Origin of the sequence: Salinimicrobium marinum, assembly GCF_014651535.1 — a bacterium.
GTDB lineage: Bacteria > Bacteroidota > Bacteroidia > Flavobacteriales > Flavobacteriaceae > Salinimicrobium > Salinimicrobium marinum.
Window position 1 is genome coordinate 24,368 of record NZ_BMXB01000005.1, and the last position, 13,905, is coordinate 38,272.

Annotated in this window: 13 protein-coding genes; 7 read left to right on the top strand and 6 right to left on the bottom strand. The window is 40.9% G+C overall.

Features of this window, described 5'->3' with window-relative positions:
* The first annotated feature begins 20 nt into the window (after nucleotides 1–20).
* Nucleotides 21–1,625, top strand: a complete 1,605-nt coding sequence (locus IE056_RS08440; protein ID WP_189604271.1) for an Ig-like domain-containing domain — start codon at nucleotides 21–23, stop codon at nucleotides 1,623–1,625.
* 11 nt (nucleotides 1,626–1,636) lie between these two features.
* Here the strand turns inward: IE056_RS08440 and IE056_RS08445 are convergent, their stop codons facing one another.
* A complete protein-coding gene (locus IE056_RS08445) occupies nucleotides 1,637–2,419 on the bottom strand; it encodes an amidohydrolase (protein WP_189604272.1) in 783 nt (260 codons plus the stop codon).
* Nucleotides 2,420–2,528: 109 nt separating this feature from the next.
* Here IE056_RS08445 and IE056_RS08450 point away from each other — a divergent pair, with 109 nt between their 5' ends.
* Nucleotides 2,529–3,011, top strand: coding sequence for a DUF1440 domain-containing protein (locus tag IE056_RS08450; RefSeq protein WP_189604273.1), 483 nt, complete (start codon nucleotides 2,529–2,531; stop codon nucleotides 3,009–3,011).
* A gap of 12 nt (nucleotides 3,012–3,023) precedes the next feature.
* Here the strand turns inward: IE056_RS08450 and IE056_RS08455 are convergent, their stop codons facing one another.
* From IE056_RS08455 to IE056_RS08470, 4 genes are all read right to left on the bottom strand, one after another.
* The gene (locus tag IE056_RS08455) at nucleotides 3,024–4,184 is read right to left on the bottom strand and encodes a methionine aminotransferase (protein WP_189604274.1); all 1,161 of its coding nucleotides are present in this window, start codon (nucleotides 4,182–4,184) and stop codon (nucleotides 3,024–3,026) included.
* Between the two features lie 74 nt (nucleotides 4,185–4,258).
* Nucleotides 4,259–5,002 carry a succinate dehydrogenase/fumarate reductase iron-sulfur subunit gene (locus tag IE056_RS08460; RefSeq protein WP_189604275.1) on the bottom strand — a complete coding sequence of 248 codons (744 nt, stop codon included), beginning with the start codon at nucleotides 5,000–5,002 and terminating at the stop codon, nucleotides 4,259–4,261.
* Nucleotides 5,003–5,077: 75 nt separating this feature from the next.
* Complete coding sequence (locus tag IE056_RS08465; protein ID WP_189604276.1) at nucleotides 5,078–7,081, bottom strand: fumarate reductase/succinate dehydrogenase flavoprotein subunit; 2,004 nt, start codon at nucleotides 7,079–7,081, stop codon at nucleotides 5,078–5,080.
* A gap of 3 nt (nucleotides 7,082–7,084) precedes the next feature.
* Nucleotides 7,085–7,798 carry a succinate dehydrogenase cytochrome b subunit gene (locus tag IE056_RS08470; RefSeq protein ID WP_189604277.1) on the bottom strand — a complete coding sequence of 238 codons (714 nt, stop codon included), beginning with the start codon at nucleotides 7,796–7,798 and terminating at the stop codon, nucleotides 7,085–7,087.
* Between the two features lie 207 nt (nucleotides 7,799–8,005).
* Here IE056_RS08470 and IE056_RS08475 point away from each other — a divergent pair, with 207 nt between their 5' ends.
* The 3 genes from IE056_RS08475 (at nucleotide 8,006) to IE056_RS08485 (ending at nucleotide 10,484) form a co-directional block, all read left to right on the top strand.
* Complete coding sequence (locus tag IE056_RS08475; RefSeq protein ID WP_189604278.1) at nucleotides 8,006–9,301, top strand: aminopeptidase P family protein; 1,296 nt, start codon at nucleotides 8,006–8,008, stop codon at nucleotides 9,299–9,301.
* Nucleotides 9,302–9,394: 93 nt separating this feature from the next.
* Nucleotides 9,395–10,159 carry an alpha/beta fold hydrolase gene (locus tag IE056_RS08480; RefSeq protein ID WP_189604279.1) on the top strand — a complete coding sequence of 255 codons (765 nt, stop codon included), beginning with the start codon at nucleotides 9,395–9,397 and terminating at the stop codon, nucleotides 10,157–10,159.
* A gap of 67 nt (nucleotides 10,160–10,226) precedes the next feature.
* The gene (locus tag IE056_RS08485) at nucleotides 10,227–10,484 is read left to right on the top strand and encodes a DUF1660 family phage protein (protein ID WP_189604280.1); all 258 of its coding nucleotides are present in this window, start codon (nucleotides 10,227–10,229) and stop codon (nucleotides 10,482–10,484) included.
* A gap of 183 nt (nucleotides 10,485–10,667) precedes the next feature.
* Here IE056_RS08485 and thiL read toward each other — a convergent pair whose 3' ends face one another.
* Complete coding sequence (gene thiL / locus IE056_RS08490) at nucleotides 10,668–11,723, bottom strand: thiamine-phosphate kinase (protein ID WP_189604281.1); 1,056 nt, start codon at nucleotides 11,721–11,723, stop codon at nucleotides 10,668–10,670.
* A gap of 283 nt (nucleotides 11,724–12,006) precedes the next feature.
* Between thiL and IE056_RS08495 the strand changes: the two genes are divergently transcribed.
* Together IE056_RS08495 and sufB are read left to right on the top strand one after the other, a co-directional pair.
* The gene (locus tag IE056_RS08495; protein ID WP_189604282.1) at nucleotides 12,007–12,336 is read left to right on the top strand and encodes a HesB/IscA family protein; all 330 of its coding nucleotides are present in this window, start codon (nucleotides 12,007–12,009) and stop codon (nucleotides 12,334–12,336) included.
* 116 nt (nucleotides 12,337–12,452) lie between these two features.
* Nucleotides 12,453–13,901, top strand: a complete 1,449-nt coding sequence (gene sufB, locus IE056_RS08500; RefSeq protein ID WP_189604283.1) for a Fe-S cluster assembly protein SufB — start codon at nucleotides 12,453–12,455, stop codon at nucleotides 13,899–13,901.
* The last annotated feature ends 4 nt before the right edge of the window (nucleotides 13,902–13,905 follow it).

A 13,905-nucleotide genomic window follows, 5' to 3' on the forward strand; every position in this document is an offset into this window, starting at 1 on the left:
TTGTAAAAAGTTTCCATTGAATGAAGAAGGCGGGCAACATTTTACTACTCCTGGTAATCGTTTTGATGTTTCATAATTGCGCAAAAAGAGGAACTCCGCAGGGAGGGCCCATTGATATAGAACCTCCTCGTTTTGTACGGGCAAATCCTGAAAATTTTTCGACCAATTTTAATTCAGATGAAATAAGAATCCTTTTCAATGAATACATAAAATTAAATGAAGCCCAGCGCCAAATTATCATTTCCCCTCCCATGGATCCCCGACCGGAGATCACTCCCATGGGAACTGCCAGCAAATCTGTAAGGATTAGAATAAACGATACACTTCAGCCAAATACTACTTATACGATTAACTTCGGAAGGAGTATTGTAGACAACAATGAGGGAAATCCGTTAGATTTTTTTCAGTATGTTTTTTCTACCGGAAGTTATATTGATTCCCTGTCAATTTCGGGAGTTGTCACCGATGCTTATTTAGCTCAGCCCGATCCATTTATTTCTGTAATGTTGTACGAGGTTGACTCTACATATTCAGATTCTGTAGTTTACAAGGAAACCCCACGTTATATCACAAACACCCTTGACTCCACCTTTTTTCAGCTGAACAATTTAAAGGAAGGTACTTACCAAATGGTAGCCATAAGGGATGACAACAACAATTATCAATTTGATCCTAAAAACGAAAAAATAGCCTTTTTAAAAGAATTTATTACTGTTCCTACAGATTCTCTGTTTGAACTTAACCTGTTCAAAGAAATTCCGGCTTTTTCCACCACGCGTCCTGCCCAAATCGCAAAACAACATCTCGTTTTTGGCTACACCGGTAAATTAGACAGAGACAGTGTACAGATCAACATGATCTCTCCAACTCCCGAAGGTTTTATAAGCAGAATTACCAAAGATCCAGCAAAAGACACACTGCACTATTGGTACAAACCTCTTATAGAAAGTGATAGTTTACGATTTATAGCAGAAGCGCCGCAGGTAAAAGACACCCTTTTCGTGCGCAGGAGAGAAATGGATAATGACTCCCTCACTTTTTCATTCGATCCTTCAGGAACACTGGCATTTAACAGGAATTTAGTTATCTTACCTACCATTCCATTAGAAAATATTAACGACTCGCTGATAAACGTCTTCAGAAGTGATTCCATTCCGGTGGAATTTACGACCAGGCACGAAGCCTTTGAGAACCGTCTGGTTCTGGAATTTGAAAAAGAGGAAAGCAGCAGCTATAAATTTATGGCGCTGCCGGGAGCTTTTACAGATTTTTTCGGAACGCAGAATGACACCATAGAACAAAGTTTCAGGACCCCTTCCTATTCAGATTTCGGAAGTGCCATTGTGAACCTTCAGGATGTAGAACAATACCCTGTGATCCTACAGCTAACAAATGAACAAGGAGAAGTTCAGTCTTCTAAATATATCGAATCGGGGACAAATTTCACTTTTCAGTATTTAAAAGCCGGAACATATCTCCTCCGCGCTATTTATGACACCAACAAAAACGGCATCTGGGACACCGGAAATTATCTTGAGAAGGAGCAGCCAGAAGAAATTATTTACTTCCCGGATTTGCTGGATATAAGAGCAAACTGGGACCAGACGTACGTTTTCCCTCTTTAGAAAGGTCTCTTCTATTTTATAATACTGAATTTATCCCGATCCTGCAGAAAACGAAGTTTACTGCGTGTTTCCTGTAAATGTGCTTTTTCAAGGATTATTTCCTTCTGAAACTCCATTTCTACTGAAGGATCATTCAAGGGATTTCCCAGGCTATCAAAAACAGCAGAATGTCCCGGGTATGGATGGTCATTACCGTCTGTCCCCACCCGGTTTAAGCCAATACAGTAGCACATATTTTCTATGGCACGAGCCCGCAGCAGGGTATCCCACGCCCGCACCCGTACCGATGGCCAGTTGGCCACATAAATTAGCACATCATAATCTTCGGTATTTCGCGACCACACGGGGAACCGCAGATCATAACAAACCAGCGGACATATCTTCCAGCCTTTGTATTCCACAATAAGCTTTTCGGTTCCCGAGGCGTAAGTTTCATTCTCTTTTGCCAAAGTAAAAGTGTGTCTTTTGTCATATTTTTTAAAAGAACCATCGGGAAAGACAAAATAAAGGCGATTATAGTAATTATCATTTTCTGAAACTATGAGGCTTCCGGTTACTGCAGCATCCTTTTCTGAAGCTATTTTTTTCATCCATTCAAGAGAGGGGCCACCTGTTGGTTCAGCCAGATTTTTGGCATTCATGGAAAATCCCGTACTAAACATTTCCGGTAGTATGATAAGATCAACTTCCTTAGAAAGACCTCCAATTTTTTTCTGAAACTGTTCTCGGTTTGCCTCTGCATTTTCCCACACAAGATCTGTCTGGAGCAATGCGGTATGTAATTTTTCTCCCATACGTAAATTTATTAAAAAATGCTGATACGCTCCTAAATACCTGTTAAAAGGTTGCATGAGAGCAGTATAATAAATAGCTTTATTTAGATAATTATATGAACGCAGATTTATGGAAAACAAAGGCAATATAGCAAGAGGTATCATTTCAGGATTTTTGGGAGGCCTGGTGGGCTCCATGGTAAAATCGGCTGCAGAACAATTTCTGGAGGTAAGAGAAATAGACGAAGAAGCAGCACAGATGACAGTAATAGATGATCTTTCTGAAAAAATCACAGGAAATCAACTTTCTGGAGTCAGTGAACAAATTGCCGAGCAGTTCGCAGATATTCCATTAGGTGCCAGTGTAGGTGCTGCTTATGGATATGGAAAAAAGGATAATGACGAAATAAACATCATCGACGGAGTCATTTTAGGAGCGACTACCTGGGCTTCCACTCACGAAACATCTCTTCCTATGGCCGGAATAGAAAAAGGTCCGGAAGACGTTCCAATCACTACACAGCTGCAAGAGCTGGCAGCGCATCTTATCTTTGGAGTAACCACAGAAGTGGTACGAGGCCTTATAAGTCAGAATATCAAGAAACTGAGGTAAGTTTTGAATTTCTTAGCCCGAGACTTTCATTAAAATTTCAGCAGCCTTTTCGAGGGTCTCATCTGTTTTTGCAAAACAAAATCTAAGCTGCCTGTGGTCTTCTCCAGGTAAACTAAAGACAGAAACGGGAATCGAAGCGAGTCCAAATTCGGTAATTAACCGTTGGGAAAAATCAACATCCTTCTCATCGGTTAATTCAGAATAATCCAGCAACTGAAAATATGTTCCTTCTGCAGGTTCCATCCTGAACCGGGTATCCTTTACCAGTGACAGGAATTTATCTCTTTTTGCCTGATAGAATTTACCTAAATCAAGATAATGGGAAGGAGTTTGCAGATATTCTGCAAAAGCCTTTTGCATGGGATGGTTTACACAAAATACATTTACTTCCTGTACTTTCTGGATTTCTTTCATCAGGATTTCAGGAGCTACACAATAGCCCATTTTCCAGCCCGTATTATGGAAAGTTTTTCCGAAGGAGGCGCAGACAATAGCTCTTTCTGCCAGACCGGCAAAGGACGAGGCACTAAGATGTTTGTGGTCATCAAAAACTATATGTTCATACACCTCATCACTTAACAGAATAATACCGGTACCCTTCAGCAGCTTTTCCAGATGCTCCATTTCTTCTCTCGAAAATACTCTTCCACTCGGATTGTGCGGCGTATTAATAATGATCATTCTGGTCCTGGAAGAAATTTTTTCCTCAACCTCCTTCCAGTCTATTTGAAAATCTTTCCCCTTCATTTGAACCGGAACTATTTTTCCTCCGTTCAGTTCTATGGCAGGTTCATAACTATCATAGGCCGGTTTAAGGACGATGACTTCATCTCCACGGTGCACAAAAGCCGTAATCGCCAGGAACAACGCCTGAGTGGCTCCGTTGGTCACAGTCACTTCCGTTTTCATATCATAGGCATGAGCGTGTAGGGTCTCAACCTTCTTCACGATCTGTTCCCGCAACTCCGGAATTCCTGCCAATGGGGCATATTGGTTATATCCGTTTTTCATGGCTTTAGTCACCAGGTCTTTCAGGTGTTCATCGGTTTCAAAATTTGGATACCCCTGTGAAAGGTTTACCGCATTGTGCTTTTGCGCCATCTGGCTCATTACGGTGAAAATGCTGGTTTTACTTTGAGGAAGTTTTGAAGGAAGCAATTCTAATCCTGACATCGTGTTTTTCTATGAAGATGCATAAAAAAACCCGGACTGCAAAGTCCGGGTTTATAATGTAGAACATGTATTATTTAAACGACACTGGCTTTTAAATACTCTCTGTTCATACGGGCAATGTTTTCTAAAGAAATTCCTTTAGGACATTCGATTTCACATGCCCCTGTATTGGTACAGTTCCCGAAGCCTTCCTTGTCCATTTGCTCCACCATATCTAAAACTCGTTTCGTAGCTTCTACCTTTCCTTGAGGCAATAAGGCATACTGACTTACTTTTGCTGAAGTAAATAACATGGCACTGGCATTTTTACACGCTGCCACACAAGCTCCACATTGTATACAGGTTGCCGCAAAAAAGGCAGCATCAGCTTTCTCTTTTTCAATAGGAATAGAGTTGGCGTCCTGAGTGTTTCCGGAAGTATTCACGGAAACATATCCACCTGCCTGCTGAATTCTTTCAAAAGCAGATCTGTCAACGATCAAATCCTTGATCACCGGAAAAGCTTTTGCCCTGAAAGGCTCAATCACTATGGTATCGCCGTCTTTGAACTTTCTCATGTGAAGCTGGCAGGTCGTAACTCCGCGATCGGGACCGTGCGGTTCCCCATTGATCTGCAGGCTACAGGTACCACAAATTCCTTCACGACAGTCATGGTCAAATACTACCGGTTCTTCCCCTTTTTCAACCAAACCTTCATTAAGGACATCCAGCATTTCCAGAAAAGACATATCTGGATCCACATCTGCTATTTGATAGGTTTGGATCCCTCCTTTTGCTTTGGCATCTTTTTGACGCCATATTTTTAGTGTAAGATTCATACTGTTTTAGTATTGAGTAATGAGATTCAAGATTTGAGATTCTAACATCTCACTTCTCATATCTCACATCTATTTCTATTTATAGCTTCTTGTTTTAACCTCTATGTTTTCGTACTCCAGATTCTCCTTATGCAGGATAGCATTTCCGGGTTCTCCAGTATATTCCCATGCTGCTACATACATAAAGTTCTCATCATCTCGTAATGCTTCTCCTTCTTCTGTCTGATATTCTTCTCTAAAGTGTCCCCCACAGGATTCTTCCCTGTGCAGTGCATCTTTAGCAAACAATTCTCCCAGTTCGAGGAAATCGGCTACTCTTCCGGCTTTCTCAAGCTCAGTATTCATTCCGTCAGCAGTTCCCGGAACTTTAACGTCGCGGTAGAATTCCTCTCTTAAAGCTTTAATTTCCTGAATCGCTTCTCTTAAATTCGGAGCGTTTCGGGACATTCCAACTTTATTCCACATGATCTTTCCTAATCTCTTATGGAAATGATCTACTGTTTTTGTCCCTTTGGTATTTATGAAGGATTCCAGTTGCTGACGCACTTTTTGTTCAGCCTCATCAAATTCCTTTGTATCTGTTGGAATAGATCCTGTGCTAATATCCTTAGAAAGATAATCTCCCATAGTATATGGCAATACGAAATAACCATCTGCAAGACCCTGCATCAAGGCAGATGCTCCTAGACGGTTAGCTCCGTGGTCTGAGAAGTTTGCTTCTCCGGCCGCAAAACATCCTGGTATTGTGGTTTCAAGGTTGTAATCTACCCAAATACCACCCATGGTGTAATGCACTGCAGGATAAATTTTCATCGGAGTTTTATATGGATCCTCATCTACGATCTTTTCGTACATCTGGAAAAGGTTTCCATATTTGGCCTCCACTACTTTCACACCCAGATCCCTGATCTGTTCTTCGGTAGCATTGGTAATATGTTGAGTCGCCACAGCTTCTCTTCCGTAGCGCATAAAAGCAGCACTAAAATCTAGATATACCGCTTCTCCCGTTTTATTTACCCCGTATCCGGCGTCACATCTTTCCTTCGCTGCCCTTGAAGCCACATCACGAGGCACGAGGTTTCCGAAAGCAGGATAACGTCTTTCCAGGTAGTAATCACGATCTTCTTCCGCAAGATCTGTAGGCTTTAACTCTCCTTTTCTGATCTTCTCAGCATCCTCTAATTTCTTCGGAACCCAGATCCTTCCGTCATTCCGAAGGGATTCAGACATTAAAGTCAATTTAGATTGATGCTCTCCTGAAACCGGAATACATGTCGGGTGAATTTGTGTAAAGCAAGGATTCGCGAAAAACGCTCCTTTTTTATGTATCTTCCAGGAGGCAGTTACGTTACTTCCCATTGCATTGGTAGAAAGGAAAAACACATTCCCATATCCACCAGAAGCAATTACCACTGCGTGTGCAGAATGTCTTTCTATTTCTCCTGTTACCAGGTTACGTGCAATGATCCCACGGGCTTTTCCGCCAACCAAGACTAAATCCAGCATCTCGTGACGGGTGTAGGATTTAATTTTTCCGCGGTTGATCTGTCTGTTCATTGCTGAATAACATCCCAGCAACAACTGCTGCCCTGTTTGTCCTTTTGCATAGAACGTACGGGAAACAAGCACCCCACCAAAGGATCGGTTATCAAGTAATCCACCATATTCACGGGCAAAAGGAACCCCTTGTGCCACACACTGGTCAATGATATTTCCTGAAACCTGGGCAAGACGGTACACATTTGCCTCCCGCGCCCGGTAATCTCCACCTTTCACAGTGTCATAAAAAAGCCGGTAATCTGAATCTCCGTCTCCCTGATAATTCTTTGCTGCATTAATTCCACCCTGAGCCGCAATAGAGTGTGCTCGTCTTGGGGAATCCTGGTAACAGAATGTCTTTACATTATAACCAAGTTCTGCCAGAGTAGCGGCAGCACTTCCTCCTGCAAGCCCTGTTCCAACAACAATAACATCTATGTTACGCTTGTTGGCAGGATTGACAAGATTAATATCGTTTTTATGTTTTACCCACTTATCGGCCAATGGCCCTTGTGGTATTTTTGAATCCAAAACTCCCATAGCTTAAATAGTTTCTAGTACAAAATAGATGTAAAAAGGTATAATGGCAAACAGCAAGGGAACAATAATAGCGAATGCCACTCCAATTTTCCTGACGATACTGTTATACTGCGGATGGTTTAGCCCTAATGACTGGAATCCGCTCCCAAAACCGTGATACAGGTGAAAAGCAATTGCGATCATTGCTATTAAATAACCAAATGCCCATACCAATCCCCATTCGGGATCCTGAAAAGTCATAATGGTCAAAGAATATAAATCCTTTACCTCATCTCCGTTCGCAGTGGTGTACATTGTATTATCGAGCCCGCCGAATTTCATTTCGCCCCAAAAGTTCACCAGGTGGATCACTATAAAAGCAAGGATCACTGTTCCAAGAATTCCCATATTTCTAGAAGACCAAGTTGAATTTGTTGATGGCCTGAAACTAACATATCCCTGAGGTCTTGCCTTTCGGTTGTTAATAGTCAGGATCACTCCGTCGATAGCATGAAAAAGGATACTCACAAATGTTACAATAGATAAGATCCTCACCACCGGATTTGTGGTCATGAAGAGAGCATATTCATTGAACTGATCCCTTGCACCTTCCCCGGAAACCAACAGTTGTAAATTTCCCGCAAGATGCCCAACTAAGAACACACAAAGAAAAAGGCCGGTGAAAGCCATCCAGTATTTTTTTGCCAGAGATGACTTTAATAGCGCAGATTTTGCCATAAAATAAAATGATTATTTGATAAAAAGTGAGGCAAAAATACACCCCTTTAAAGTGATTAACAAACTTTCACACTTTTTTTAACTGCTATTTAGAATGGATTTAAAGAACCTCTGAAGGTCTTTTTTCAAATACAGAAGTTTCCGGCCGTCACCCACATCCTTCACTTAATTATATTTAAATTTGTGGCACAACATAAAAATGCAAACATGAAATATCATCAAATAGATCGGGATTTATTCATAAAGAACCGCAAGAATTTTATGGCCAACATGAAGCCAAAAAGTTTAGCGGTTTTCAATTCCAATGACATTTACCCGATTGGAGCAGACAGCACTATGCCGTTTCAGCAGGCGAGAGATCTTTTTTACCTGAGCGGGGTAGATCAGGAAACCAGCATCTTAGTGATGTTCCCCGATGCGCCTTCAGAAAAACATCGAGAAATGCTTTTTCTTACTGAAACCAATGAACATATTGCGGTTTGGGAAGGAGAAAAACTTACTAAAGAAAAAGCGCTTGAAGTTTCAGGGATCAAAAATGTGTACTGGCTAAAAGATTTCAAAAAGGTATTTTTTGAAGTGATGACTCAGGCAGAAACCGTTTACTTCAACACCAACGAGCATTACCGTGCAAATATTGAAACGGAGACCAGGGAAGCAAGATTTGTGAAGTGGTGCAAAGAAAATTACCCTGCACACAAGGTAGAAAAAAGCAACCCTATCCTGCAGCGCCTTAGATCTGTCAAAGACCCTATTGAGCTGGATTTAATGCAGACCGCCTGTGATATTACAGAAAAAGCTTTTCGCCGGGTACTTCGATTTGTAAAACCCGGAGTCTGGGAATTTGAGATCGAAGCCGAATACTGGCATGAAATGATTAGAAACCGTTCCCGCGGATTCGCCTACACCCCTATTATCGCCAGTGGAAGCAATGCTAATGTACTGCACTACATTGAGAATAACCAGCAGTGTAAAGAAGGAGAACTAATCCTTTTGGATACCGGGGCAGAATACGCTAATTACGCCAGTGACCTCTCCAGAACAATTCCTGTTTCAGGTAAATACACTAAGAGACAGAAAGAAGTTTACAATGCCGTGAACCGCGTAAAAAATGACGCCACAAAAATGCTGGTTCCGGGAACAATCTGGGCAGATTATCACGTGGAAGTAGGAAAATTAATGACTTCGGAATTGCTGGGACTAGGACTTCTGGATAAAGCGGATGTTCAGAATGAGGATCCTGAATGGCCGGCTTATAAAAAATATTTTATGCACGGTACCTCTCACCACATTGGTCTTGACACCCACGATTACGGGTTGCTGCATGAACCCATGAAAGCAAACCAGGTATTTACGGTGGAGCCGGGAATTTATTTACCCGATGAAGGTTTTGGAATTAGGCTTGAGGACGATGTTGTGATCCAGTCTAAAGGAGATCCGTTTAACCTTATGAGAAACATTCCTATTGAGGCAGAGGAAATAGAAGAAATTATGAATTCTAAATAATCTCACTCCTGAAAAAATATTTTAAAAGCCGCAAGTCAACCTTCAATGACTTGCGGCTTTTCTGTATATTGATTAAATTTTAGAAAAAATTCAATGAAATACAAAAACACCAACATCTTCTATACCAGCCGAAGAACCGGCAACCCGGTAGTTCTCCTGCATGGATTCCTGGAATCTGGAAATATCTGGGAAGATCTTTTAAATGACTACTCCGGAAACCGTCAAATGATCACCATCGATCTTCCCGGCCACGGAAAATCCGGGGTTATAGGAAAAAACCACACCATGGAAGAAATGGAAGAAGCCGTTCATCATGTTCTCCAGGAACTGAAACTGGAAAAAGTTGATTTCATTGGGCATTCAATGGGAGGCTATGTTTCATTAGCTTTTCTGGAAAAGTATCCGGAGATGGTAGGAAAAATCGTACTGCTTAATTCCACCCCCGCAGCAGATTCCGAAGAACGAAAAGAGAACAGAGAAAGAGCGATAGACCTGGTGCAGCGAAATAAAGAAGGATTTGTCAATATGGCCATTTCCAACTTACTCACTCCCGAAAGCCACCAGATGTTTCAATCTGAATTGAAAGCAATAAAGACTGAAGCCCTGCAATTCCCCACAGAAGGAATTACCGCTGCCCTGGAAGGAATGAAGATTCGCAAAGACCGGATTTCTGTTTTAGCCAGGTTTAAAGGTGAGAAATTCATTCTTGCAGGAGAACAGGATCCTATCCTGAACCACAACGACATCAAAACTTTAGCAGAAAAAACCGGATGTAAATTTTATTCATTTCCGGGAGGTCATCTTACAAGCATGGAAAACAAGGAGGAATTTCTTAGAATAATGTATTTCATCGAATAAAAAACCACTTTTGTCGTGTTTTAACTTTTTTTTAGTATGTTTACGGGAAACCCTTAACACTTAACAAGTGAATTACGAAAAAGCCCCCCATTCTTTTTCGGTCACCCGGATCTTCTGCTCAGTTTTCGGTCATAATTACCGGGTGTCCAATGTGATTACAGATCACATTAAAGAATACAAATGCAGGTATTGCGGAGAAGAAGTAACCAATACTGCCAACGGACTTCTGGAGAAATTAACTCCAAAATTTAAGGAAACCAACGCGTTCCTGGCGAAGATACATGATCGCAGAAGAAGGATAAGAGCATATCCAAAAGCCTCTTAATACGATTTTCACAGATAAACTTCCGCTTCATAAAAGTTCCTTCAGCTGATCGAAATCTACATTACAAAGAGGTTTGTCCGGCAGTCCAAGGCCCAAAAAAGCAATGGAAAAATATCTTTTAAGCATGAAGCAGAATATCATTTCAGGCTTTCCTATCCTTCGAAAACTACTTTAGAGTCTAAATTATTCCTCTTCTTTCCCTAATGCATTCCAGCCTCTTGCAATCAACGGAATTTTTTGATTTGCACGGGTCACCAGGTGCATTCCCTCATTTTCTTCAGTCATATGCCCAATAACCGTGAAATTGGGATTCCCTTTGATCTTTTCATAATCCCCCTGATCTATGGTAAACAAAAGTTCATAATCCTCTCCTCCGCTTAAAGCAATGGTGGTACTATCGATCTCAAATTCCTCACATACTGAAATTACTGCAGGATCTAAGGGAATTTTCTCCTCAAAAAGATTTGCACCTACTTTAGAACTTTTACACAAATGAATAATTTCAGAAGAAAGTCCGTCGCTAATGTCGATCATAGAAGTTGGTTTCAGCTCCAGCGCTTTCAGCAACGGCGGAATATCCTGCCTTGCTTCAGGCTTCAACTGTCTTTCCACCAGGTAAGAATACGGTTCAAGATCGGGTTGTGAACGTGGGTTTACTTTAAAAACCTCATTTTCCCGTTCCAGTACCTGAAGCCCCATGTAAGCAGCACCAAGATCTCCGGTCACTACCAACAGGTCGTTCGGTTTTGCTCCGCTCCTGTAGACAATATCTTGTTCGTTTGCCCCACCCAAAGCAGTGATGCTGATTAACAATCCGGAAGTAGAAGAGGTGGTGTCACCACCAACCACATCAATTTTATATAATTTGGCAGCAAGTTCGATTCCGGAATAAAGCTCTTCCAGCGCTTCCAGCGGAAACCTGCTGGAAACTGCTATAGAAACAGTAATTTGTTTTGGCTTTGCATTCATTGCATACACATCTGAAAGGTTTACCATCACAGATTTATACCCCAGGTGCTTTAAAGGCATATAAGCAAGATCGAAATGTACACCCTCCACAAGCAAGTCTGTAGTAACAACTGCCTTTTCCTCTTTAAAATCGATAACAGCAGCGTCATCCCCAATTCCTTTGATCGTTGTAGAATGAATGATCTTAAAATGTTGCGTTAGATGATCTATTAAACCAAATTCTCCTAATTCTGAAAGGCTTGTTTTGTTTTCTCCACTATTCTCGAACATATCCTGATTGTTTTGAACTGCAAAATTAAAGGATAAAATTTCAAAACAAGGTATTACGGCACTAATTTGGATAAAGAAGTATTTAGAAAGTTTGACCAGGATTAGAACCTTAACCAAACTATTTAAGAATCAGCAAGTTTACAAATTTTTAAGCAGATCTGCGTGGAATACAGGGAATAGCGAAGAATGATAGTCTTATTCCTTTTTCTAATGGATTTCACTATGGTAAAACCTACAGATTGTAGTATATTTGCAGACAATTTAGATTTAATCTTTATAAGCTATGATAAAGGTAAGCGAAGGCGCGAAAAAGAAAATCGCGGCATTAATGACAGAAGACGGCTACGATGCGATACAGGATTTTGTACGCGTTGGAGTTAAGAGTGGAGGCTGCTCGGGCCTTTCCTATGAATTAAAGTTTGACAAAAGTCAGGCTGAAGGTGACAAACTTATCCAGGATAATGATATAAAGATAGTAATTGACAGAAAGAGTGTTTTATATCTTGCCGGCACTACGCTGGAATATTCGGGAGGCTTGAACGGAAAAGGGTTTGTTTTTAACAATCCGAACGCCCAGAGAACCTGCGGATGCGGAGAAAGTTTTTCACTTTAATCCATTAAAATAATACTGAGTATGTGATAATTGGCTTTACAATTATCATCAGAAAAGTAAATCTAAGCTTTCAGGTTCGGGAAAAATCTTTGAACCTTGAACTTTAAACCAAGAATATGGCATATACTGAAGACGACTTAAAAAAAGAGCTCGACCAGCAAGAAGAATACAAGTACGGATTTTATACCGATATAGAATCTGATACCTTTCCTGTGGGCTTGAATGAAGATATTGTTCGTGCGATATCCAAAAAGAAAAACGAACCGGAATGGATGACCAACTGGCGTTTGGAAGCATATCGCGCGTGGGAGAAAATGAAGGAACCAGATTGGGCAAACGTACATTACGAAAAACCTAATTTTCAGAATATTTCTTATTATTCGGCTCCCAATAAGAAGCCTAAATACGACAGCCTGGATGAAGTAGATCCGGAATTGCTGGATACGTTCAAGAAACTTGGAATTTCTCTTGATGAGCAGAAAAAACTAGCCGGGGTGGCCGTGGATATTGTAATGGATTCGGTTTCCGTAACCACAACTTTCAAAAAAACACTGGCAGAAAAAGGAATTATATTCTGTTCAATTTCAGAAGCAATTCAGGAGCATCCCGAACTGGTCAAGAAATATTTGGGGACTGTAGTTCCTCAGAGAGATAATTTTTATGCTGCCCTAAATGCAGCAGTATTTAGTGACGGTTCCTTTTGTTATATTCCAAAGGGAGTACGCTGTCCAATGGAACTTTCTACCTATTTCAGAATTAATCAGGCTGGTACAGGCCAGTTTGAACGTACGCTGGTAATTGCAGATGAAGGAAGTTATGTTAGCTACCTTGAAGGTTGTACTGCGCCATCACGGGATGAAAATCAACTGCATGCTGCAGTTGTGGAATTGATATCGTTAGATAATGCAGAGATCAAATATTCCACTGTACAAAACTGGTTCCCCGGGAACAAAGAAGGAAAAGGCGGAGTTTACAATTTCGTGACAAAAAGAGGGATTTGCGAGAAAAATGCAAAAATTTCCTGGACTCAGGTAGAAACAGGATCGGCCGTTACATGGAAATATCCTAGCTGTATCTTAAAAGGCGATAATTCTGTTGGGGAATTTTATTCCATTGCACTTACCAACAATTATCAACAGGCAGATACCGGTACTAAAATGATCCATATTGGAAAAAACACAAAAAGTACCATCATCTCCAAAGGAATATCCGCCGGAAAATCGCAAAACAGCTATCGCGGACTCGTACAAATTAACAGCAAGGCAGAAAATGCAAGAAATTTCTCGCAGTGTGACTCTCTGTTAATGGGTAATGAATGTGGCGCTCATACTTTTCCTTATATAGAAGCAAAGAATAAAACGGCTAAGATAGAACACGAAGCGACCACCAGTAAAATTGGTGAAGACCAGATATTTTACTGTAACCAGCGTGGAATTGACACCGAAAAAGCCATTGCACTTATTGTAAATGGATTTAGTAAAGAAGTTTTAAATAAACTTCCAATGGAATTTGCAGTGGAAGCACAAAAGCTTCTGGAGATTTCCCTGGAAGGATCTGTAGGATAATAAG

Bases quoted from the DNA above. Each gene is read 5' to 3' on its own strand.
- IE056_RS08440 (WP_189604271.1), top strand. From the start codon at position 21: ATGAAGAAGGCGGGCAACATTTTACTACTCCTGGTAATCGTTTTGATG.
- IE056_RS08445 (WP_189604272.1), bottom strand. From the start codon at position 2,419: ATGGGAGAAAAATTACATACCGCATTGCTCCAGACAGATCTTGTGTGG.
- IE056_RS08450 (WP_189604273.1), top strand. From the start codon at position 2,529: ATGGAAAACAAAGGCAATATAGCAAGAGGTATCATTTCAGGATTTTTG.
- IE056_RS08455 (WP_189604274.1), bottom strand. From the start codon at position 4,184: ATGTCAGGATTAGAATTGCTTCCTTCAAAACTTCCTCAAAGTAAAACC.
- IE056_RS08460 (WP_189604275.1), bottom strand. From the start codon at position 5,002: ATGAATCTTACACTAAAAATATGGCGTCAAAAAGATGCCAAAGCAAAA.
- IE056_RS08465 (WP_189604276.1), bottom strand. From the start codon at position 7,081: ATGGGAGTTTTGGATTCAAAAATACCACAAGGGCCATTGGCCGATAAG.
- IE056_RS08470 (WP_189604277.1), bottom strand. From the start codon at position 7,798: ATGGCAAAATCTGCGCTATTAAAGTCATCTCTGGCAAAAAAATACTGG.
- IE056_RS08475 (WP_189604278.1), top strand. From the start codon at position 8,006: ATGAAATATCATCAAATAGATCGGGATTTATTCATAAAGAACCGCAAG.
- IE056_RS08480 (WP_189604279.1), top strand. From the start codon at position 9,395: ATGAAATACAAAAACACCAACATCTTCTATACCAGCCGAAGAACCGGC.
- thiL (WP_189604281.1), bottom strand. From the start codon at position 11,723: ATGTTCGAGAATAGTGGAGAAAACAAAACAAGCCTTTCAGAATTAGGA.
- IE056_RS08495 (WP_189604282.1), top strand. From the start codon at position 12,007: ATGATAAAGGTAAGCGAAGGCGCGAAAAAGAAAATCGCGGCATTAATG.
- sufB (WP_189604283.1), top strand. From the start codon at position 12,453: ATGGCATATACTGAAGACGACTTAAAAAAAGAGCTCGACCAGCAAGAA.